Annotated in this window: 23 protein-coding genes; 12 read left to right on the top strand and 11 right to left on the bottom strand. The window is 60.8% G+C overall.

Annotated features, from left to right (window positions below):
- Positions 1–10 precede the first annotated feature (10 nt).
- Together glp and moaB are read right to left on the bottom strand one after the other, a co-directional pair.
- Positions 11–1,237, bottom strand: coding sequence for a molybdopterin molybdotransferase MoeA (gene glp, locus BM026_RS22205; protein ID WP_093530090.1), 1,227 nt, complete (start codon positions 1,235–1,237; stop codon positions 11–13).
- The gene (gene moaB, locus BM026_RS22200; protein WP_056857153.1) at positions 1,221–1,760 is read right to left on the bottom strand and encodes a molybdenum cofactor biosynthesis protein B; all 540 of its coding nucleotides are present in this window, start codon (positions 1,758–1,760) and stop codon (positions 1,221–1,223) included. Before moaB ends, glp begins: the two co-directional genes overlap by 17 nt.
- A 76-nt stretch (positions 1,761–1,836) precedes the next feature.
- Between moaB and mobA the strand changes: the two genes are divergently transcribed.
- Together mobA and BM026_RS22190 are read left to right on the top strand one after the other, a co-directional pair.
- Positions 1,837–2,439 carry a molybdenum cofactor guanylyltransferase MobA gene (gene mobA / locus BM026_RS22195; protein ID WP_093530088.1) on the top strand — a complete coding sequence of 201 codons (603 nt, stop codon included), beginning with the start codon at positions 1,837–1,839 and terminating at the stop codon, positions 2,437–2,439.
- Between the two features lie 79 nt (positions 2,440–2,518).
- Complete coding sequence (locus BM026_RS22190) at positions 2,519–2,740, top strand: YgdI/YgdR family lipoprotein (protein ID WP_010211805.1); 222 nt, start codon at positions 2,519–2,521, stop codon at positions 2,738–2,740.
- Positions 2,741–2,795: 55 nt separating this feature from the next.
- Here the strand turns inward: BM026_RS22190 and BM026_RS22185 are convergent, their stop codons facing one another.
- The 3 genes from BM026_RS22185 to BM026_RS22175 form a co-directional block, all read right to left on the bottom strand.
- The gene (locus BM026_RS22185; RefSeq protein ID WP_092247741.1) at positions 2,796–3,686 is read right to left on the bottom strand and encodes a pseudouridine synthase; all 891 of its coding nucleotides are present in this window, start codon (positions 3,684–3,686) and stop codon (positions 2,796–2,798) included.
- Between the two features lie 71 nt (positions 3,687–3,757).
- On the bottom strand, positions 3,758–4,093 hold the full coding sequence (locus BM026_RS22180) for a hypothetical protein (protein WP_010565034.1): 336 nt from the start codon (positions 4,091–4,093) through the stop codon (positions 3,758–3,760).
- A 73-nt stretch (positions 4,094–4,166) separates the two neighbouring features.
- The gene (locus BM026_RS22175; protein WP_058427940.1) at positions 4,167–4,403 is read right to left on the bottom strand and encodes a glutaredoxin family protein; all 237 of its coding nucleotides are present in this window, start codon (positions 4,401–4,403) and stop codon (positions 4,167–4,169) included.
- A 155-nt stretch (positions 4,404–4,558) separates the two neighbouring features.
- Here BM026_RS22175 and BM026_RS22170 point away from each other — a divergent pair, with 155 nt between their 5' ends.
- Complete coding sequence (locus BM026_RS22170) at positions 4,559–6,283, top strand: cation:proton antiporter (RefSeq protein ID WP_139217570.1); 1,725 nt, start codon at positions 4,559–4,561, stop codon at positions 6,281–6,283.
- Here the strand turns inward: BM026_RS22170 and BM026_RS22165 are convergent.
- Positions 6,270–7,478: an ammonium transporter gene (locus BM026_RS22165; protein ID WP_071488501.1), complete on the bottom strand. Its 1,209-nt coding sequence runs from the start codon at positions 7,476–7,478 to the stop codon at positions 6,270–6,272. The genes BM026_RS22170 and BM026_RS22165 overlap by 14 nt on opposite strands.
- A gap of 346 nt (positions 7,479–7,824) precedes the next feature.
- Here BM026_RS22165 and BM026_RS22155 point away from each other — a divergent pair, with 346 nt between their 5' ends.
- The 8 genes from BM026_RS22155 (at position 7,825) to BM026_RS22120 (ending at position 16,617) form a co-directional block, all read left to right on the top strand.
- On the top strand, positions 7,825–8,139 hold the full coding sequence (locus BM026_RS22155; protein ID WP_012723021.1) for an ElaB/YgaM/YqjD family protein: 315 nt from the start codon (positions 7,825–7,827) through the stop codon (positions 8,137–8,139).
- A gap of 2 nt (positions 8,140–8,141) precedes the next feature.
- Entirely contained in the window at positions 8,142–8,525 is a 384-nt protein-coding gene (locus BM026_RS22150; protein ID WP_012723020.1) for a phage holin family protein, read from the top strand.
- Positions 8,522–8,863: a hypothetical protein gene (locus BM026_RS22145; protein WP_092247738.1), complete on the top strand. Its 342-nt coding sequence runs from the start codon at positions 8,522–8,524 to the stop codon at positions 8,861–8,863. The genes BM026_RS22150 and BM026_RS22145 overlap by 4 nt, the downstream gene beginning before the upstream one ends.
- A gap of 93 nt (positions 8,864–8,956) precedes the next feature.
- Entirely contained in the window at positions 8,957–10,120 is a 1,164-nt protein-coding gene (locus BM026_RS22140) for an EAL domain-containing protein (protein WP_093530086.1), read from the top strand.
- Between the two features lie 71 nt (positions 10,121–10,191).
- A complete protein-coding gene (locus BM026_RS22135) occupies positions 10,192–11,523 on the top strand; it encodes a deoxyguanosinetriphosphate triphosphohydrolase (protein ID WP_058427944.1) in 1,332 nt (443 codons plus the stop codon).
- A 171-nt stretch (positions 11,524–11,694) separates the two neighbouring features.
- A complete protein-coding gene (locus tag BM026_RS22130) occupies positions 11,695–12,096 on the top strand; it encodes a response regulator (protein ID WP_093123269.1) in 402 nt (133 codons plus the stop codon).
- A 250-nt stretch (positions 12,097–12,346) separates the two neighbouring features.
- Positions 12,347–12,973 carry a response regulator transcription factor gene (locus BM026_RS22125; RefSeq protein ID WP_092247732.1) on the top strand — a complete coding sequence of 209 codons (627 nt, stop codon included), beginning with the start codon at positions 12,347–12,349 and terminating at the stop codon, positions 12,971–12,973.
- An 8-nt stretch (positions 12,974–12,981) separates the two neighbouring features.
- On the top strand, positions 12,982–16,617 hold the full coding sequence (locus BM026_RS22120; RefSeq protein WP_093123274.1) for a transporter substrate-binding domain-containing protein: 3,636 nt from the start codon (positions 12,982–12,984) through the stop codon (positions 16,615–16,617).
- Positions 16,618–16,641: 24 nt separating this feature from the next.
- Here BM026_RS22120 and BM026_RS22115 read toward each other — a convergent pair whose 3' ends face one another.
- On the bottom strand, positions 16,642–17,124 hold the full coding sequence (locus tag BM026_RS22115; protein WP_092247726.1) for a GAF domain-containing protein: 483 nt from the start codon (positions 17,122–17,124) through the stop codon (positions 16,642–16,644).
- Complete coding sequence (locus tag BM026_RS22110; protein ID WP_071488507.1) at positions 17,121–18,011, bottom strand: ATP-binding protein; 891 nt, start codon at positions 18,009–18,011, stop codon at positions 17,121–17,123. The genes BM026_RS22115 and BM026_RS22110 overlap by 4 nt, the downstream gene beginning before the upstream one ends.
- Positions 18,012–18,174: 163 nt before the next feature.
- Here BM026_RS22110 and BM026_RS22105 point away from each other — a divergent pair, with 163 nt between their 5' ends.
- Positions 18,175–20,484, top strand: a complete 2,310-nt coding sequence (locus tag BM026_RS22105; RefSeq protein WP_093530084.1) for a hybrid sensor histidine kinase/response regulator — start codon at positions 18,175–18,177, stop codon at positions 20,482–20,484.
- Here the strand turns inward: BM026_RS22105 and BM026_RS22100 are convergent.
- From BM026_RS22100 to msrB, 3 genes are all read right to left on the bottom strand, one after another.
- Entirely contained in the window at positions 20,438–20,917 is a 480-nt protein-coding gene (locus tag BM026_RS22100) for a MarR family winged helix-turn-helix transcriptional regulator (RefSeq protein ID WP_093123282.1), read from the bottom strand. The genes BM026_RS22105 and BM026_RS22100 overlap by 47 nt on opposite strands.
- On the bottom strand, positions 20,914–21,399 hold the full coding sequence (locus BM026_RS22095; RefSeq protein ID WP_058427952.1) for a glutathione peroxidase: 486 nt from the start codon (positions 21,397–21,399) through the stop codon (positions 20,914–20,916). Before BM026_RS22095 ends, BM026_RS22100 begins: the two co-directional genes overlap by 4 nt.
- Positions 21,400–21,550: 151 nt before the next feature.
- Positions 21,551–21,943, bottom strand: coding sequence for a peptide-methionine (R)-S-oxide reductase MsrB (msrB, locus tag BM026_RS22090; protein ID WP_071488511.1), 393 nt, complete (start codon positions 21,941–21,943; stop codon positions 21,551–21,553).
- Positions 21,944–22,128: the final 185 nt, after the last annotated feature.

Raw genomic sequence — 22,128 nt, 5'->3', positions numbered from 1 at the left:
TTGGATTGGGTCAGTTCAGGACTTCACTGAGCGGGATGAAGTTGACCCGATCGCCGATCGCCAGCGTCGTGCCTTCCAACACCTCGACAAACCCCTCCGCCCACGCCGCGCTGCGCAGCACACCAGAGCTCTGGTTGCGGTAGATGATCGCCTTGCCCTGTTCGATGCGACCACGCAGGTACTCGCGACGGTTGCCAGGTTTAGGCCAGGTGAAGCCCACCGGCACTTCGAAACGCAACGGTTCGACATCCTGCACACCTTGGCGGCGCAGCAGATAAGGCCGGGCCAACAGCGCAAAGGTCACCAGCGTCGACGCCGGATTGCCTGGCAGGCCGATCACCGGCACGCCACGAAAATGCCCGAACGTCAGCGGCTTGCCCGGTTTGATCGCCAGTTTCCACAGGGCCAGTTCGCCCTCTTCGCGAAGGGCAATGCCGAGGAAATCCGCCTCGCCCACCGACACGCCGCCGGTTGACAGGATCAGGTCGACACTGCCCAGGTCGCCCAGGCGCGTACGGGTTTGCTCAAGGTCGTCGGGCAGGATGCCGGCGTCGATCACTTCACAGCCAATACGGGTCAACCACGAGCACAGCACCCGCCGATTGCTGTTGTAGATCTGTCCCGGCCCCAGTGGCAGGCCCGGCTCGATCAATTCGTCACCGGTGGACAGCACCGCCACACGCGGGCGGCGCACCACGTCCAGGCGGTCACGACCCAGGGAGGCGGCAAGTCCGAGTTCAATCGGACCCAGGCGCGTACCTGCCGACAAAACCAGCTCGCCTGCAGTGGTTTCCTGGCCTTGTGGACGGATGTTCTGGTCGAGGTGCAGGGGTTCGGTGAAGCTCACGCGCTCGTCGGCATGGACCACGGCGTTTTCCTGCATCTCCACGCAGTCGGCGCCTTCGGGTACCGGGGCGCCGGTAAAGATGCGCGCGCAGGTGCCCGCAGCCAAGGGTTGCGGCGCCTGGCCTGCGAAGATGCGCTGACTGACCACCAGGGGCTCGCCGGTCCAGTCCGACAGACGCACGGCATAGCCGTCCATGGCGCTGTTCGGCCAGGGTGGCAGGTCGAGGGTGGAGACCAGGTCCAAGGCCAATACACGCCCGTCGCAGTGCGCAAGGGGCAAGGTTTCCTGCTCGCGGATCGGTGCGGCTTCGGCCATGGCCAGCAGTTGCGCCAACGCGTCTTCCACCGGCAGCAGGGCGCCGGTCTTGCCCGGCTTACCCACGGGATTCACAAGGCTCGGCCTGTTTCAGGTGCGGGACGAAGTTGCATGGGCGGTGACGGTTGTCCAATTGCTCGGCGAGGATACCGTCCCAACCGGTGCGCACGGCATTGGTGGAACCTGGCAGGCAGCACACCAGGGTGCCATTGGCCAGGCCGGCCAGGGCGCGGGACTGCACCGTAGAGGTGCCGATGTCCGCCACGGAGATCTGGCGGAACAGTTCGCCAAAACCATCGACCTGCTTGTCCAGCAGGCAGCTCACGGCTTCGGGGGTGCTGTCACGGCCGGTAAAGCCGGTGCCGCCGGTGATCAGCACGACTTGCACCACGTCTTCGGCGATCCAGTGGGCGACCTGGGCGCGGATCTTGTAGAGGTCGTCCTTGAGCAGCACGCGTTCGGCCAGGTTATGGCCGGCAGCGGTGAGGCGGTCGACAAAGACCTGGCCGGAGGTATCGGTGTCGAGGGTGCGGGTGTCGCTGACGGTCAATACAGCGATATTCAGAGGTACGAAGGGCGCATCTGCCTTGGCTTTCATGGCACGGTCCGGTTGTCGAAGGAACAGCCCGATGTTATATCACAGCCCCCCCTTTTACTGCCGCTGCGGAACCGCCATGCCTATCGATTCATCATCACTGCCCTGTTCGGTCTTGCTGCTGTCCGGTGGGCGTGGCCAGCGTATGGGCGGCCAGGACAAAGGCCTGCTGGAATGGCATGGCCAGCCCTTGATCGCCCATCTGCAGCGCCTGGTGCGGCCGCTGACGGATGACCTGATCATCTCGTGCAACCGCAACCTGGAGCACTACGCCGCGTACGCCGACCAACTGGTGAACGACGACAGCCCGGATTTTCCCGGCCCGCTTGCCGGTATCCGCGCAGGACTCGCCGCTGCGCGCCACACACACCTGTTGATACTGCCGTGCGATGTGCCGCATATCGACGCAGGGTTGCTCGCCGGCCTGTGTGACACTGCACGGCGCAACCCTCGGCTGCCGGTGATGGTACGCCATGGTGAGTTCTGGGAGCCGCTGATCTGCATCCTCCCCACCGCCCTGCGGAACGCGGTGGAGAGCGCCTGGCAAGCCGGTGAGCGCAGCCCGCGCAAGCTCTTCCTGCAACTGGGCGGCGTGGGCCTGGAGTGCCCGGCGGATGACCCGCGCCTGGCCAACCTTAATACGCCGGAGCTGTTACAGACGCGCCCGGGCGTGTCAGAATGAACCTCGCAGCCGGAACTTTGTCGACGCCGTGAGCGTCACAAGGTCAGCTATTCAAAAGAATTATCTCGGAGACAAACTCATGACTCAACGGACCATCGCCGCTCTCATGCTTGCACTGGGCCTCGCCACCCTCGCCGGTTGTGCCTCGCCGACAGTGATCACCCTGAATGACGGTCGCGAAATCCAGGCCGTCGACACCCCTAAATACAACGAAGATTCGGGTTTCTACGAATTCGAACAGCTTGACGGCAAGCGCACCCGCATCAACAAAGATCAGGTTCGCACCGTCAAAGACTTGTAAGTCTTAGCGTTTGCCATCAAGGCCCGCCTCGCGCGGGCCTTGTCGTTTCTGGCAGTTACCAGTCGAGGGTGATCTGGCTGCGCAAGTTGCGCTCGACACCTGTGACCGGGTCGATAAACCGTACGCCCTGGGCCAACAGTTTGAGGGGGTTGGCGTAATCGTCCACGGCGTCCTTGATCACGTCCGGGTAGAACGGGTCGTTGCAGATACTCGCACCGAGTGCGGTCATGTGCACACGCAACTGGTGTTTCTTGCCGGTTACGGGAAACAGGCCATAGCGCCATAGATCACCGTTTTTTTCCCGCACTTCCACCGCCGTTTCGGTGTTACTCGCGCCAGGCCCTTCCTGCATGCGAAAGAACGGCTCGCCATCGACCAGGCGGCTTTTATGCACCAGCGGGAACGTCAGGTTCGGCAGGGCCGGAGCGATGGCTTCGTAGAACTTGTCGATCTGGCGTGTGGGAAACAGTTGCTGATACGCCGAGCGGCTGGCCGGGTTGGCCGAGAACAGCACCAGCCCCGCCGTATGCCGGTCGATGCGGTGCAGGGGCACCAGCGATGGGTTATCCAACTGGCGAATCAAGCGCCGCAGCAGCGTTTGCTCGACGTATTCACCGGCGGGGGTCACGGGCAGGAAGTGCGGTTTGTCAGCGACCACCAAGTGCTCGTCGGCGTACAGGATGGTTTCCTGCACCGGGATGACTTTCTCGTTGGGCACTTCGCGGAAGTAATAGATGCACAGGCCTTCCTTGTAGGCCAAGTCCAGCCTGATGGGGCTGCCGTTGATGTCCAGCACCCTGCCACGGGCGATGCGGTCAAGCCACTGTCCACGGCCGATCGCCGGGAAGTGCTCGCAGAGGCAATCGAGCACCGTCGCCCAAGGACCGGGCGGCAAATACAGGGTGCTGGCTTGGTGCTCGGAGGCGATAAAAACGGAAGTGGACATGAAATGCTCGAAGCCTGGGAAAACCGGCGGGCATTATCCCGCATCGGGCGGGCTTGAGCCTAGGGCGGATCTCAAGCCTTGGCCAGCTCCGCCCGCAGAATCGGCGAGGCACTGGCGGCCTCGGTGAATTCCTTGAGCCAGCGCAGCACGTCCACCGCTTCCCAGCGGCCTGGATCGTACAACGCGTACAACAAGCCCTGGTAACCCACCACATCCAATTGCTTGTGGTAACCGGCACGCTGGAACAGCGCCTCGATCTCGGCAAAGCAGGTATTGAAATGCACCTTGTTAAAAGGCGTCTTGCCTTCTGTGACCAGGCCATCGAGGCGCAGCTCGTTCACCGCGTCGCGCACGACATCGGCGGACATGCGATTGACGCTGCTTTTCAGTTGTTCAACATTCACCACGGGCGTTCCCTCTACTCAATCGCTGTACAAACATACAGTAACTTAATATTTGGAAACCTGCCATCGCATAAACTCAACGAAGGAAGGCCACGACCTGTTGTGAGTCAAATGGCCAATCCAGTTCCGCCCCGGTGTCCACTCTGCGAAGTACCGGAATCCGCAGGCCGTAGGCTTCGGTCAGGTCGTCGGGGTCGGCGATATCCACCAGTTCCACCAGCAACCCGTGTTCGACGAGCGGCATGATTTCGGCTTCGGCGATTTCACACAGATGGCAACCCAGGGTGCCGAATAGCTGGCATTCAGGAAGCATGACGAATGGACCTGATCAGAAAGTAGGCCAACATTCTAAGCCTGACGAAAATCTGTGGCGAGAAACCAGCCCCCAAAAACCCTGACCCAGGTCACCATGGCCTATAACTGTTTCAGCGATTCTCGCGGCTTTTTGCCTGCCCCCTTGCAACGGAGATGCGTGTGTTTGCCAACCTGCTGATCATTCTGGCCTCATCCCTGGTGGTGATTGCGCTGTTTCGCCGGCTGCAACTGCCGCCGGTGCTGGGCTACTTGTGCGTCGGCCTGGCCGTAGGACCCACCGCACTGGACTGGGTGAATGACAGCGAAGAGCTGCCCGACCTCGCCGAACTGGGCGTGGTGTTCCTGCTGTTCTCCCTGGGCCTGGAGTTCTCCCTGACCAAGATGCTCGCCCTGCGCCGCGTGGTGTTTGGCCTGGGCAGTTTGCAGGTATTGGGCTGCGGGGCGCTGCTGGGCATCTTGTTGATGATCCTGGGTGTGGCGCCAGGCGTCGCGTTGTTACTGGGCGCAGGGCTGGCGCTGTCATCCACGGCCATCGTCAGCAAGGAGTTGACCAGCCTCGGTGAAATCTTCAGCAGCCATGGCCAGAACGCGATTGGCGTGTTGCTGTTCCAGGATGTGGTAGCGGTGCTGTTGCTGACCCTGGTGCCGGTGTTTGCCGGCACCGGTGAACAAGCCTGGTACTGGGCGCTGCCACTGACCCTGGGCAAGACCGTGGTGTTGTTTGTCGGCTTGCTGCTCGCCAGTCGCTGGTTGTTGCCGCGCTTGTTTCATGAAGTCGCCGCCTCCCATTCGGCCGAGTTGTTTGTACTGCTAGCGCTGGTGATTGTGTTGCTGACCGCCTGGCTCACCCACCTGCTGGGGCTCTCCCCTGCCCTCGGCGCGTTCCTGGCCGGCATGCTGCTGGGAGAAAGCCACTACCGCCATCAGATCGAGGCAGATATCCGTCCGTTTCGCGACATCCTGCTGGGGCTGTTTTTCGTCAGCATCGGTATGCTGATCGACCTGCAACTGTTCGTCAGCCACAGCCTGTTGATCCTCGCCCTGACCCTCACCTTGATGCTGGTCAAAGGCTGTGTGGTCGCCGCGCTGGTCAAGCTGCGCGGCAGCGACAGCGAAACCGCCTGGCGCAGCGGCCTGGCGCTGGCCCAGGGCGGCGAGTTCTGCTTTGCATTGATGGCACAGATGCAACAGAGCCGGTTGATCCCGGATGAATTCAACGGCTTGCTGCTCGCCGCCACCTTCTGCTCGATGCTACTGACGCCGCTGCTGCTGCGTGCCGCGCCGGGCATTGCCCTGCGCCTGCACCGCAAGCCCAACCAGCAAGTACAACTGGAAGCCATCACCGCGCTCAACGCCGAGCTGCACGGCCATGCGGTGATCTGCGGCTATGGTCGCGTCGGCCAATCCATCGGGCGCTTTCTGCGCCAGGAACAACAGGCATTCATCGCTCTGGATGACGACCCGGAACGGGTACAGGAAGCCGCCACCGAAGACAGCAGCGTGCACTACGGTGATTGCCGGCGTGGCGCCTTGCTCAGTGCGGTCGGCCTGGAACGCGCGCGGTTGGTGGTGATTGCGGTGGACAACACCGATGTCGCGCTGGTGGTGTTGAAGGAAGCACGCCGGATCAACACCGAAGTGCCGATCCTGGTGCGCACCCGCGATGACAGCCAACTGGCTGAACTGAAGGCCGCAGGCGCCAGCGAAGTGGTGCCCGAACTGTTGGAGTCAAGCCTGATGCTCGCCTCCCACGCCCTGATCCTGCTGGGCCTGCCGGACCAACAGGTGCAGGCGCGGGTTGACGATGTGCGACACAACCGCTACCGCCTGCTGCACGGTTTTTATCGCCAGGCAGACCAGCCGATCAATCCTGACTGACCGCGCCGATCTTGTGGATCGACAGGTCCGCGCCGTAATACTCCTCTTCCTGGCTCAGGCGCAGCCCGTGCACGCGCTTGATCACGCCGTACACCAGCAGGCCACCGACCAGCGCGACCAGCACACCAAGGGCAGTGCCGATCAGCTGGCTGACCAGGCTGACACCGCCCAGGCCACCCAATGCCGTCTGGCCGAAGATGCCGCAGGCAATGCCACCCCACACGCCGCACAGGCCGTGCAGCGGCCACACGCCCAGCACGTCGTCGATCTTCCAGCGATCCTGGGCGGCGATAAAGAACCACACGAACAAACCACCGGCGACTGCGCCAGTGACCAGTGCGCCCACCGGGTGCATCAGGTCGGAACCCGCACAGATGGCCACCAGCCCGGCCAGCGGGCCGTTATGCAGGAAACCCGGATCGTTGCGGCCGATGATCAAAGCCGCGACGGTGCCGCCAACCATGGCCATCAGCGAGTTGACCGCCACCAGGCCACTGACGCCATTCAACGTTTGCGCACTCATCACGTTGAAACCAAACCAGCCGACAATCAGGATCCACGACCCCAATGCCAGGAACGGAATGCTCGACGGCGCGAACGCCACCAGGCGCCCTTCGCGGTAGCGCCCGTTGCGCGGGCCAAGCAGCAACACCGCCGCCAGCGCCAGCCAGCCGCCCATGGCGTGGACCACCACGGAGCCGGCGAAATCATGGAAGCTGGCGCCGAAGGTTGCGAGCAGCCAAGCCTGCAGGCCGAAATTGCCGTTCCACACCACGCCTTCGAAAAACGGGTAGATAAACGCCACGATCAACGCGGTTGCGCAGAGTTGCGGCGCAAACCGTGCACGCTCGGCAATCCCCCCGGAAATGATCGCCGGGATTGCTGCCGCGAAGGTCAGCAAGAAGAAGAACTTCACCAGGCCGTAGCCATGGTCGGCGCTGATCACCGCCGCCGGTTGCATGAAGCTCACCCCGTAGGAGATCCAATAGCCTATAAAGAAATAGGCCAAGGTGGAGATGGCGAAGTCGCTGAGGATCTTCGACAGGGCGTTGACCTGGTTCTTCTGGCGCACCGTGCCGACTTCGAGGAACGCGAAGCCAGCGTGCATGGCCAGGACCATGACCGCACCGATCAGGATAAACAGGGTGTTGGAGCTGTGGACAAGCGTGTCCACTGCACTTTGCACATTTTCCATGGAAGTTGGCAGGCCTGCAGTAGGGCAAAAAGCACCAAAGCGGTTCAAGCCCGGGTTGCGCGCACTAAATTGGCACCGCCGGTCCCGCCCCTCTGCAGAGGGCATGAACCGATTTAGCGCAGCGATCAACACAACAGGCCGTTGCCGACAGGGTTTTTCCGCGAGTTTCAGTTATTTAGGGTAAGGTTTTTCAAGGCTTCCTGCCCGACCGCCCGGATTCGGCGCAGGCCCCGGGGCCTGCGCACCAAGGCAAAGCAAAAGCTGTACCACACAATTGCACTGAACCTTCACCGACGCCGGTGACTCGAAACCACTAAGTACAAAACAGCCCATCAAGGAGATAACCATGGCCAGAAGAACTGCAAAGACTGCTCAAGAAATATTGATGGCGGATTTTCAAACCCTGGTGACTGATACCGAAAGGTTGCTGGACGACACCAAAGTGCTCGCCGGTGACCAGGCTGATGAGCTACGGGCCAAGATCCACGATACCCTGCTCCAGGCCCGCGAAACCCTCAAGCAGACTGAAGACTCGCTGCGTGAACGCGGCCAGGCGGCGGTCACTGCGACTGAAGATTACGTGCAAGCCAACCCTTGGCAGTCGGTGGGCATTGCCGCCGGCGTGGGCTTTCTGATCGGCCTGCTGGCCACAAGGCGCTAATCATGTCTATCGGCGAAACCGGCTCGTCCACGGGGACGACTTCAAGGCGCCTGGGCGCAGCCGTGCTGGGCTTGCTGCACAGCCACGTCGAGTTGTTCGGCATCGAATTGCAGGAACAGAAGGCTCGCACCGTCAGCCTGCTGCTGTTTGCCGGCCTGGCGCTGGTGTTTGCACTCCTGTTGCTGGTGGGGTTGTCGACACTGGTGATGATCCTGGTCTGGGACACCGGCTACCGCCTGACCGGAATCATCTGCCTCTGCGTGTTCTACAGCCTGGCCGCAGCCTTTTGCGGGGTGCGCTTGAAAGCGGCGGTGTTCGATGAGTCCACGCCATTCCACGCCACCCTCGAAGAGCTGGCCAATGACCGGGAGCGTCTGCTGCCATGAGCCTGACTGAAATGCCAAAAAACACGTCACGGCGGGAAATGCGCAAAGCGTTGATCAGGCTGCGCATGGAAATGCACCGTCAGGAAATCCGCCACGAGTCCCAGCAACTGATGCTGCCGTTGAACAAGGTGCGCAACCTGGGCAGTAACTGGCAGGACAGCCTTGGCATCAAGCACGCGCCGCTGTGGGGCGTGGCTGCGGTGACGCTGATGGGCTTTTTCACCGGCAAAGGCGCCAAGGGCGGCGGTATCAGCAGCCTGACACGCCTGGTGCGTCTCGGTGCCGGGTTGATCCCGCTGATCAAATTGGCCATGCAGGGCACTTCGCGCAAAAGTTGAGCCTGGCTGGCTGCATTCTTGCTAACAGAATCGGCCCGGCCCTCGTTTTCGAGGGCCGGGCCTTTTTTCAGCCACCTCGCTTAAGGAGGCCCCGTGATCGACGGGCAACCGCTCGCCTGCTTCCAGCCTTTTATCGATACCGCCACCGGCCGCATCGCCGGTGTCGAGGCCCTCGGCCGCCTGCGCCAGGCCGACGGGCGCCTGCAATCGGTGGGGCCGCTGTTCGCCGACCCGCGCACCCCAGGCGTGACCTTGCGCCGTCTCGACCGGCAGATTCGCGACAATGCCCTGAGCCGCTTGCATGAAGCACCCGCCGACTGGTTCCTGAGCCTGAACATCTCGCCGCGCTGGATCAACCGCCTGCGTCCGGGCCAAGCCCTGCCGAGCCTGAAACAGATTCACAGCCATGGTGTCGACCCGCGACGGATCGTGTTCGAGATCACCGAACTGGGTGGCGACATCCAGCGCCTGGCTGACGTGGTCGCGCGTTACCGCGAGGCCGGTGCGCGTATCGCCATCGATGACTTCGGCGCCGGCTATTCTCAGCTCGACCGGGTGCTGGCATTGCAACCAGACATTCTCAAGCTGGACATGCGCCTGTTCCAGGAAGCCGCCCGCGGCGGGCCGAGCAGCGAAGTGGTGCGGGCGCTGGCGCAGATGGCCGAGAAAACCGGCTGCTGGATCATTGCCGAAGGCGTGGAAACCGAAGCACAGTTGAGCTTCGCCCTGGAGTGCGGCTCGCGTTATGTGCAGGGCTATCTGTTTGCCCAGGCACAGTTGGACTGGTTTGCCGCCGACGCCTTCGTGCCGCGTTTTGCAGAGTTGCGCACCGTCTACGTTCAGCAAAAACTGGCGGAACGCGGGCGCATCATGCAATTGCGCCAGCAATTGGCCGAGCTGATGAAAATCCTGCAAACCTGGGCCCAGGCACAGGCGCCGCTGAGCCAATTACCCCAACTGCCGGCGTTCCCCTGGTTGCTGCGCTTCTACCAATGCGACCGACACGGCACTCAGCTGACGCCCAATTTCGAATGGCGCCAGGACGCCTGGCAGGCCGACAGCCTTTATCTGGGCCATAACTGGTCGTGGCGCCCGTATTTCTATCACCTGTTGGCCGAAGGGTGGGACGAGCGTCGTCTGACCCTCTCCTCGACCTACCGCGACGCGACCACCAACCAGTATTGCCTCACCGCCGGACAGTTCTTTGATAACGGTCAGCGTTTGCTGTTAATCGATATCGACGCGGCCGGGCTGTAGATTTTCGCTTGCCCAGCCCGCGCTGAACCGGGAAGCTGGGAGGGTCATTCACCGCACGGAGAGTACCCGCCTTGGATTGGCCCACCCTGCTGACTCGCGAACGTCTAGGCAAACCGCTGCACAGCCCGGAAGAACTGGGCCGTAGCCCGTTCCACAAAGACCATGACCGTATTATCTTCTCTGGCGCATTTCGCCGCCTGGGCCGCAAGACCCAAGTGCACCCGGTCTCCAGCAACGACCACATTCACACCCGCCTGACCCATTCCCTGGAGGTGAGCTGCGTAGGCCGCTCCCTCGGCATGCGCGTCGGCGAAACGTTGCGCAGCGCCCTGCCCGACTGGTGCGACCCGAGCGACCTGGGCATGGTGGTGCAATCGGCCTGCCTGGCCCATGACATCGGCAACCCCCCGTTCGGGCACTCCGGCGAAGACGCCATCCGCCATTGGTTCCAGCAGGCCGCAGGCCGCGGTTGGCTGGATGACATGAGCAGCGCCGAGCGTAATGACTTCCTCAATTTCGAAGGCAACGCCCAAGGCTTCCGCGTGCTCACCCAGCTTGAATATCACCAGTTCGACGGTGGCACGCGGTTGACCTACGCCACCCTGGGCACTTACCTGAAATACCCTTGGACCGCCCGCCACGCCGACTCCCTGGGCTACAAGAAACACAAGTTCGGTTGTTACCAGAGCGAACTGCCGATCCTCGAGCAGATCGCCCACAAGCTCGGCCTGCCGCAACTCGAAGAACAGCGCTGGGCCCGGCATCCGCTGGTGTATCTGATGGAGGCAGCAGATGACATCTGCTACGCCCTGATCGACCTGGAAGACGGCCTGGAAATGGAGTTGCTGGAGTACACCGAGGTCGAGTCGCTGCTGCTGGACCTGGTAGGCGATGACCTGCCGCAGACCTATCGCCAACTCGGCGCGCAGGACTCCCGGCGGCGCAAGCTGGCGATCCTGCGGGGCAAGGCTATCGAACACCTGACCAACGCGGCCGCGCGGGCCTTTGTCGAACAACAGGATGCCTTGCTCGCCGGTACCCTGCCCGGCGACCTGGTGGAGCACATGCACGGCCCGGCCAAGCGTTGCGTGCTGGACGCCAAGGACATGGCGCGCAAGAAGATCTTCCAGGACAAGCGCAAGACATTGCATGAAATCGGCGCCTACACCACCTTGGAAATTCTGCTGAACGCCTTTTGCGGCGCAGCCCTGGAGCAGCATGGCGGGCGTACGCCGTCGTTCAAGAATCGGCGCATTCTCGACCTGCTGGGTAACAACGCGCCAAATCCCCAATGGCCTTTGCACGCCTCGTTCCTGCGCATGATCGACTTCATCGCCGGCATGACCGACAGCTATGCCACCGAAATGGCCCGTGAAATGACCGGGCGCTCCAGCCCCCAATGACGAGTACGATCAAGCCGCCTGTTATCCGAGAGGAATCGACCTACGAAGGGAACAGAGCGGCCTGATCGAATTCGCACAGGCACCTGCTGAATAATCACGCACGCTCCGGGCGACCCAGGCGAACAGTTCCTACGCGCCCTCCATCGACGCTTGACTCACCGTGTGCCCCCAATGCCCAGTTATCCGCTTCGTATCCTGCTGGTGGAGGATCATCCCTTTCAACTCCTCGCCACCCAGTGCCTGCTCAGAAGCTTCGGCTTCGCACGAGTAACCCCGGCCGAGAACGCCGAACAGGCTATCTGTTTGATGTCGCGGGCCGAGATACCCTTCGACATCATCCTGTGCGATCAATGCCTGCCCGACCTGCCGGGACTCGAGCTGATTGAAATCGCCAGTCGCCGACGCTTTACCACAACTGCCATCCTCCTGAGCGGACTGCCCGCGACAGAACTCGCCGCCCTGATCGCCCAAGCGGTGGACCGTGGCCTGCCATTGCTCGGCTATTTGTCAAAGCCGCTGAACAAAGATGAGCTGGCACGTTTGATCTGCCCATTACTCAGATCGCACATGTAGGATTTTAAACGTCAGGTCCCGAAGAAAAAGCTCTGTACCGAGCCAGCTAATTCTATAGCGGCAACATTTAATTCATTCCCCTCACAAGCGCTGGCATATCACTTCGCACAGCCTGAGCAACGTGTAGGTATTTACCTTTTTTAATGTAGGAACTTTCCTGTTTTATATCTACTCCCCCCTGAGCTCATGCTCCTGCCTCCCCTTCTGAGCTAATGTGCCCGCTTTATTTGCACTTGCACGGAATGTGATCATGAACTCAGTTTTTATTATCGATGACCACCCGGTTATACGGCTTGCCATCCGAATGTTGTTGGAACACGAAGGTTACAAAGTGGTGGGAGAAACAGACAACGGATGCGATGCCATACAAATGGTCCGCGAATGCTTGCCTGACCTCATCATCCTCGATATCAGCATCCCCAAGCTCGACGGGCTCGAGGTGCTCTGCCGGTTCAATGCCATGAACACGCAGATGAAAACCCTGATCCTGACGGCCCAATCCCCCACCTTGTTCGCCACACGCTGCATGCGCTCGGGCGCCGACGGCTACGTGTGCAAGGAAGGCGACCTGAGCGAATTGCTGAGTGCCATCCGCGCGGTGTTGTCCGGCTACAACTACTTCCCCAGCCAGGCGCTGAACAGCAGCGGTGCAGACGGCGTCGAGTCCCAGGAACTTGAACTGTTCAAGAACGTCAACGACCGCGAACTTATGGTTTTGCAACTTTTTGCACAAGGCCGCACCAACAAGGAAATTGCAAAAGGTATGTTTCTGAGCAACAAAACAGTAAGCACTTACAAAAAGAGGCTGATGCAAAAACTTCAAGCCAAATCCTTGGTAGAACTTATCGAGATGGCAAAACGAAACGCGCTAGTGTGAGAAAGCGGATGCCCAGGCGTATAAAGGACTATCTGATTATATTGAGTGCCGGTTTGTGCTTCAGCACCGCCGTGCTCGCGAACCATCAAACGGGCCCGGAACACTTCACCTTGTTGAGCCGTGCAGGCTCCGTTCAACTGGAAACAAACCTTAACAAGACCCAGCGCCAATGGCTGCAAAACAAGCGCGAACTGGTGTTGGGCACTGCGGCCCCTGACTATCCTCCATTCGACCTCACGTCCAGCGGTCGCGACTACGAAGGACTTACCGCTGATTACGCCGGCCTGTTGGCCAAGGCGCTGGCCTTGCCAGTGAAGGTACTGCGCTACCCTTCCCGTGAAGCGGCCATCCGTGCGCTCGAAATCGGGGATATCGATTTACTGGGCTCCTCCAACGGCTTCGAGGCGGCGAACCCGAATCTCACGCTGTCCGAACCCTATGCCGTCGACCAACCGGTGCTGGTCACCCGCGAAGGTGAAACCCGCAGCCTGAACGATGGCCTGGCCGGCATGCGCCTGGCCCTGGTCTACCACTACCTGCCCTTGGCGGAAGTGGAAAAGCTGTACCCCAAGGCAATCATCCGTGCCTACCCCTCTTATCAAAATGCCCTGAATGCGGTGGCGTTCGACCAGGCAGACGTCTTCCTTGGCGATACCATTTCCACCCATTACATGATCAACAAGGGTTACCTGAAGAACATCCGCATGGCCAACTTCGGTAAACACGAAGCCTACGGGTTCAGCTTCGCCATGTCCCAACATCAACGCACCCTCTTGAGTATTGTCGACGCGGTTCTGACCACCGTGCCCATGAACGAACGGGAAATGATCGCCAAGCGCTGGAGTGCCGGCAGCGACATCTTGCTGTCCGACCAGAAGCTGCAACTGACCCAACGTGAAGAGCGCTGGTTGAAAGACCATCCGGTAGTCAAGGTGGTCGTGAATGAAACCTTCGCACCACTGACCTTTTTCGATGCCGATGGCAACTTCCGCGGCATCACCGCCGACCTGCTGGAATTGGTCCGCCTGCGCACCGGGCTGCGCTTCGAGATCCAGCGCGAACGCGACGTCAACGCAATGATCGAGCAGGTGGACACCGGCAAGGCCGACATCATCGGTGCCATCGTGCCCAGCGCCGAGCGGGAGGCGCAACTGAACTTCAGCCGCCCCTACCTGGAAAACTCCTATGTCCTGCTGACACGCAAAGAACCCAATGCACCCTCGAACCTGGAGCAGATGGCCGGCAAACGCCTGGCAATCACGCCAGGCAATCCTCTGGAGGCTATTCTTCGTCGCGATTTTCCCCAGGTCCAACTGGTCAAAGCCAGCGACACCTTCAAGGCTTCGGAACTGTTGGCCCAGGGACACGTGGAAGGCGCGGTGAACTCCCTGGTAGTCGCCAACTACTTCCTGTCGTCCCAGGTGTTCCAGGACAAGCTGCAGATGAGCACGAGCATCGGCACCTTCCCGGCCACGTTTGCCCTGGCCACATCCCGTAGCGCCACCGAACTCAGCTCGATTCTCGACAAGGCCTTGTTGAGCATCGCTCCGGATGAACTGGGGGTGATCAACAGCCGCTGGCGGGGCTACACCGCCGCCTCCGACAGTTATTGGCGCAACTACCACCAACTGATAGCCCGTATCATCATCGGCACCGGGCTGCTACTGCTGATCTCCCTGGCCTGGAACGCCTACATGCGCCGTCAGATCAAGCACCGCAAGATGGCCGAGCGTGCCCTCAACGATCAGTTCGAATTCATGCGCGCGCTGGTCAATGAAACCCCGCACCCCATCTATGTGCGCGATCGTAAAGGCCTGCTGCAGACATGCAATGACAGCTACCTGCAAGTGTTCGAAGTCAAACGGGAGGACGTGATCGGCAAAAGTGCCCTGCAGATGAGCGAAGCCCTCGAGACGGACGCGGAGCAGTACCATGCCGACTACCAGCGGGTAATGGCCGAAGGTAACCCGCTGATCCTGGACCGCACCCTGCATATTCGCGGGAAGAAACTGACGATCTATCATTGGATTCTGCCCTACCGCGACTCTACCGGGGAGGTGCAGGGAATCATCGGTGGCTGGATTGACATCAGCGAGCGCCGCCAATTGTTCGATGAGATCCGCGCGGCCAAAGAGCGCGCCGACGAAGCCAATCGGGCCAAGAGCACGTTCCTCGCTACCATGAGCCATGAAATACGCACGCCGATGAACGCGGTGATCGGCATGCTGGAGCTGACCCTCAAACGCGCCGACCATGGCCACCTGGATCGCCCGGCCATCGAAGTTGCCTACAACTCGGCCAAGGATCTGCTGGAGCTGATCGGCGATATCCTGGACATCGCACGTATCGAATCCGGCCGCCTGAGCCTGGCGCCGGAACGGGTCAACCTGCGCGAGGTGATCGAGTCGGTGGTGCGTGTCTTCGACGGCCTGGCGCGCCAGAAAACCCTCAGCCTGTCCCTAGAGTTCAAGCCCGACCAGGACGACACCGAAGTCCTGATCGACCCGCTGCGCTTCAAGCAGGTGCTGTCGAACCTGATCAGCAATGCCATCAAGTTCACCGAACGTGGCCAGGTAAAAATCCGCGTCGAAGTATTGCGCACCGAACTGGCGCAACAGGTCGAGATGAAGCTGGTGGTGGAGGATACCGGGATAGGTATCAGCCGCGACGATCAGAAACGCCTGTTCGAACCCTTTGCCCAGGCCGACAATTCCGGGCAGCTCGCCAGGAGCGGCGCGGGCCTGGGGCTAGTGATCTGCCGCAGCCTGTGCGCAATGATGGGGGGAGAACTGAGCCTGAGCAGCGTGCCCATGGTGGGCACCCAGGTGCATGTCAACCTGCGAATGCCGCGACTGCTGCCGGAACAGGCAGCCGATGAACAGAAACCCGAGAAGCCCGCAACCACGCCGGTGCTCAATGTGCTGGTGGTGGACGACCATCCCGCCAACCGCTTGCTGATGTGCCAGCAACTGGGCTACCTGGGCCACCAGTTCACGGCAGCCCAGAATGGCGCAGCCGGTTTCCAGGCCTGGCGCCAGGAACGCTTCGACCTGGTCATCGCCGACTGCAACATGCCTATCATGAATGGCTACGAGTTGAGTCGTTCGATCCGCGAATACGAACAGCGCGAGCAACTGCCACCGTGCGTGGTGCTTGGGTTTACCGCCAATGCACAGCCTGAAGAGAAACAACGCTGTGCTCAGGCCGGTATGAACGATTGCCTGTTCAAACCCATCAGCCTCACGACTCTGGAGCGACAACTGGCGCAGATCGCCCCTCAAACAGTGGAGTTGCACCTGGACCTTGGCAACTTCGAGGCCTTGACCGGCGGCGACCCACAGCTGAATAGGCGACTGCTGGAGGAGCTGTTGAGCAGCAGCCGGAACGATCGCCAGGCACTGACCGCACTGATAACCGCACACGCCCCGCTTCAGGAGATCATTGAGCAGGCCCACAAGATCAAGGGTGCCGCCCGTATTGTTCAGGCGGCCTCATTGGCCGGGCAGTGTGAAGCCCTCGAACAGGCGTGTGCCCGTGGCGATGACTGGACGTTAATCGAGGCGGGTGCGAAAACCCTGGAAAAGTTCATGTTGGAACTGGAAAGGTTGCTGCAAGTGCAGCTCCACAGCCTAGAGGGTCAGTAAGGGGCATTGCTGCCCCTTGCGTGATCAGCAGTCGGTCAGACGCAGGAAAATCGCCGCCAGCTGTTCAATGCCCGCCTGGTCCTGGAGCGTAAAGCGTGCAAGCGACGGGCTGTCGAGGTCAAGAACGCCAACCAGCTTGCCGTCCTTGACCAAAGGCACCACCAGCTCACTGTTCGATGCGCTGTCGCAGGCAATGTGCCCGGGAAACGCATGCACATCCTCCACCCGCTGGGTTTGCCGCGTTACGGCCGCCGCCCCGCAGACCCCGCGACCGAAGGGAATGCGCACACAGGCGATCTGGCCCTGGAACGGTCCGAGCACCAGTTCTTCGTTGCGGTTGAGATAGAAGCCGGCCCAGTTCAAGTCGCCCAGCTGATTGAACAGAAACGCAGAAAACTGCGCACTGTTGGCGATGAAGTCGCGCTCATCGGCCAGCAGCGACTCCAGTTGCGCGCAGAGCATCGGATAGCCATCCAGGTCGGTGCCAGCGCTGTGTAGATTGATCATGGTTGAAGCTCCAACAATTTAAGGCCTACCCAGTAACGGGCAAATTGGTACGCGCAACGGCCGTTGCGGTTACCGCGTCCGGTCGCCCAGCGCACGGCGAGGATGTCGAGGGCTTCATCGCGCTGCCATTGCAAACCAGCCTTGCTCGCCAGCTCGCCGATCCAGTGCTCCACCACATCCAGGAAATGCTCCTGGGTAAACGGATAGAACGACAGCCACAGGCCAAAACGGTCGGACAAGGCAATTTTGTCTTCCACCGCTTCGCTGGGGTGCAGCTCGCCATCCACGCGTTTCCAGTTGTCATTGTCGCTTTGGTTCTCCGGGACCAGGTGACGGCGGTTGGAAGTCGCGTACAGCAGTACGTTTTCCGGAGCCTGTTCGAGGGAGCCGTCCAGCACGCTTTTCAGCACGCGGTAATCGCCTTCGCCGGCCTCGAACGACAGGTCATCACAGAACAGGATAAAGCGCTGCGGCAACTTGATCAGTTGCTCGACCACACGCGGCAGATCAGCGAGATGATCACGCTCGATTTCGATCAGGCGCAGGCCCGCCTTGGCGTGCTGGGCCAGCAACGCGCGCACCATGGACGATTTACCCGTGCCGCGCGAACCCCACAGCAGTGCATGGTTGGCGGGCAGGCCATCGATAAATTGCTGGGTATTGCGCGCCAGTGTTTCACGTTGCTTGTCCACGCCAATCAGGTCGGACAGGCGCATGTCCAGGCTCACGTCCAGCGGCAACAGGAAACCACTGCGGCCTTCGCGCTGCCAGCGCGCCGCCAGGCACTGGTTCCAATCGATGGCCTGGCGCGGCGCGGGCAACAATGGCTCCAGGCGGGCGAGCACGGTTTCAGCCCGTTCAAGAAAGGCATTCAATCGAGAGTCCACGATTATTCCTCTGGCAAGTTCTTGCAAAAGATGGCGTATTGGCAACCCTGCGGCAGACCGCACGAGGCTGCGTAAAAAACGATTCATGCCGGGTAAGCCAGAGCTTGTGGATGTTCAGCTATGCTTGCCGGGCGAAGGGAAACGTGAAGTGGTTCAACACTCGATGGATATCAAGTTCGCCCACCGCTTGTCTTATAAACAAGCCAGATTGACTGTGCTGGTCGGTTTCGTCTTGGGAACCTTGCTCAGCCTGATCCAGATCGGTATTGATTATGCCAGCGAAGACGCATCCATCAACCGTGAAATTCGCTCGCTGATCGAAATCAGCCACAACCCCGCGTCACGCATCGCCTACAACATCGACGCCGAACTGGCCCAGGAACTGACCCTGGGCCTTTTGCACTCCCCCGCCATCGTTCACGCCCAGTTGATCGACAACAACGGCGTGGTGCTGGCCGATGTCGACCGACCGCGCAAAGAAAGCACCTACCGCCATATCAGCGACTTCCTGTTCGGTGCCAACCGTCAGTTTGAGGACCGCCTGTTCCTCAGCCACATGCCCAACGAATCCCTTGGCGTGCTGCGCCTGGATGTGGATACCTACGCCTTTGGCAGCCGCTTTCTGCGCCGTGCCGAGATCACGCTACTCAACGGCTTCGCCCGCAGCCTGTTGCTGACCGGCATCCTGCTGGGCTTGTTCTACGTGATGTTGACCCAGCCTCTGGTGCGCATTATCCGCGAGCTGAGCAATCGCCGGCAGGCCCGCCTGGACTGCCCACCGGGCCACGAGCACGACGAAATCGGCGTGCTCGTGAACGTCGCCAACCAGCAGTTCGAAAACATGGAGACAGAGATCCAGCAACGCCGTCACGCTGAAGATCGGCTGACCGAATACCTGGGGCAACTGGAAGATATCGTCTCTGCCCGCACCCTGGAGCTCAAGGCCAGCAACCAGCGACTGAGCCAGTCCAACGACGAACTGGAAGCCGCAAAGATGCATGCACTGGGCATGGCCCAGGCGCGGGCGGCCTTCCTGGCCAACATGAGCCATGAGATTCGCACCCCGCTCAATGGCCTGCTGGGGATGATCGCGCTGTCGCTGGACAGCCCACTCAACGCCGAGCAACGCCAGCAACTGTCCATTGCCCATGACTCTGGCAAAGTGCTGGTGGAGCTGCTCAACGATATCCTCGACCTCTCCAAGTTCGACGCCGGCCAGTTGGAGCTGGAGCGCATCCCGTTCGATTTGGGCTCACTGGTGGAAGACACCGCCAACCTGTTGTCGCAGAACGCGGCGCCGAGCGTCGAACTGACCTGCCTGATCGACCCGCAGTTTCCCGCCCAGGTCTTGGGCGACCCGACCCGCGTGCGGCAAATCGTTAGTAACCTGCTGTCCAACGCCTTGAAATTCACCCGCTTCGGCCGTGTGGATGTTCGCCTCAGCGCGCAGGAGGGCCGGGTACGCATCGAGGTGTGTGATACCGGCATCGGCATTGCGCAGGAAGCTCAGGTGAAGATCTTCCAACCCTTCACCCAGGCCGGCGCCGGCATCACCCGCCAGTTTGGCGGCACGGGCCTGGGCCTGGCGTTGACGCACAACCTGTGTGAAGCGATGCAGGGCCGCTTGAGCATCAGCTCGGAGGTGGGCTTCGGCAGCCAGTTCTGCGCCGACCTGCCATTGCCGACCCATTTGCCTGCGGTGCAACCGACACCGCTCAAGGGGGAAGTCATCGCCATTACCAGTGCCGGCAGTGGCCTCACAGAGCTGCTCACCACCCTGCTGCCCCACTGGGGGCTGACACCGCACTGCTACACGCAAGACGATGACTTGAGCGGACAAGCCCCGGACCTGCTGATCACCGACTGCCCCGAATGCCTGTTCCGCCTGCGCCCCGCCATTAGCGCGCCGATCCTGCTGGTGACCGCCTATGGCAATTTCATGCCCAGCGAAGAAGTCGCGGCACTGGCGCCGTTGCAGCAACAGGCGCGCCCATTGAGCCGCAACGCGCTGTATCAGATCCTGCAACGCAACCTGCGCAGCGAAGCGCAACTGATCCTCGACCCGATCCAGATGGACGCCGCGCCCCTGATGCACCGGGCGCGCATCCTGCTGGTGGAGGACAACCCGGTCAACCAACTGGTGGCCAAGGGCATGCTCAGCAAACTGGGGTGTGAGGTGATCGTGGCCGCCCACGGTGGCGAAGCACTCAGGTTTCTTGAGGAACAACCCTTCGACATGGTGCTGATGGACTGCAATATGCCAGTGATGGATGGTTACGAGGCCAGCCGACAGATCCGTCGCAGCGGGCGCTGGCCGGACCTGCCGATTGTCGCACTGACCGCCAACGCCCTGTCGGAAGAACGCGAGCGTTGCCGGGCTGCAGGCATGAATGACTACCTGGCCAAGCCATTTCGCCGCGAGGAGCTCAGCGGCTTGCTGGATCTATGGGTGCCGAAGGCGACAAGTCTTTGATCTGCCGGAGCAACTGGTCCAGGCCATCGCGCAACATGTCGGCCTGGTTCAGGTCGATGCCGCTGTCGCACAGCAGCCGGGTTTTCAGGCCATGGGCCTGGTCGCGCAATTGCACACCGCTTTCGCTCAGGCTCAGGTGCACTTCGCGTTCATCCCTGGCGCTGCGTTGACGCCTGACCCAGCCGAGCTGCTCGAGGCGCTTGAGCAGCGGCGTGAGCGTGCCAGAGTCGAGCATCAGGCGCTCCCCCAAGGCCTTGACCGTGGGTAGCGCCGGCGTCGTGGCATGCCACTCCCATAGCACCAGCATCACCAGGTACTGCGGGTAGGTCAGGCCCAGTTGATCGAGCATCGGCTTGTAGGCTCGGGTCACCGCCCGGGAAGCTGCGTAGAGCTTGAAACACAGTTGATGGTCGAGCGCCAGGGAGACAGTCATTTGAGCAGGGCTTCGATCTCTTGGGTGAGGTCCTGGGGCTTGGTGGTCGGGGCAAAACGCTTGACCACCTGGCCGTCACGACCGATCAGGAACTTGGTGAAGTTCCACTTGATCCCCTTGGAACCCAGCAGACCCGGTGCCTGCTTTTTCAGCTGTACGAACAAAGGGTGGGCGTCGCTGCCATTCACGTCGATCTTTTTGAACAGCGGGAAGCTGACACCAAAATTCAGCTCGCAGAATTCGGAAATCGCGCCTTCGTTACCGGGCTCTTGCTTGCCGAACTGGTTGCAAGGAAAACCCAATACCACCAAACCCTGGTCCTTGTACTGCTGCCAGAGTTGCTCCAGGCCTTTGTACTGCGGGGTGAAGCCGCACTTGCTGGCGGTGTTGACCACGAGGATGGCCTTGCCGGCGAAATCGGCCAAGGTCTTTTGCTCACCCTTGATGGTGGTGCAAGGAATACTCAGCAGGTTGTTGCTCATGGCAGTGCCTCGGATAGCGGGGAAAGAAGGAAAAAGATAGTCGCCAATTAAATTGCGTGCAATTTAATTGGCGAAATTGATACCTCGCTATTACCCCTCCCTTGCAGGAGCCCGTCTTGCCGGGCTCCTGCAGGGTGCAGCGCGGTTCAATTCAACGCGGAACGAGGTCCAGGCACACCGAGTTGATGCAGTAACGCAAGCCGGTCGGCGGCGGGCCGTCCGGGAACACATGCCCCAGGTGCGCATCGCATTTGGCGCAGGTAACTTCGGTGCGGATCATGCCGTGGCTGACGTCGCGGATCTCGATCATCGCGCTCTCGGCAATCGGCTCGTAGAAGCTAGGCCAGCCACAGCCCGCATCGAACTTGGTGCTGGAATCGAACAGCGGTTCGTTGCAGCAAATGCAGTGGTACACGCCATCCGTGGTGGTGGCGTTGTACTTGCCGGAGAACGGGCGCTCAGTGCCCTTCAGTCGACAGACCTGATATTGCGCGGGGTCGAGCATCTCCCGCCATTCCTCCAGCGTTTTATCCAACTTTTCCATCGGTACACCTCGGCAACTGAAAAAGCCTGATCTGTGTCTTTTCCATGGATCAGGCGGCACGTATGATTGCGCCTCTTCAAAACGCCAGTCTGGCACCCGCGCTACCGGCATTCAAACGTATTTATGGGTGCGGCCTTCGCAGGATTCACAGTACGGTAGTGCCCACACCGTCTGGATCGTTCATT

This window comes from Pseudomonas sp. NFPP24 (assembly GCF_900112095.1).
GTDB classification, from domain to species: domain Bacteria; phylum Pseudomonadota; class Gammaproteobacteria; order Pseudomonadales; family Pseudomonadaceae; genus Aquipseudomonas; species Aquipseudomonas extremorientalis.
The sequence above is the reverse complement of the archived record's forward strand: the minus strand, read 5'-3'. Positions and strand labels throughout refer to the sequence as shown.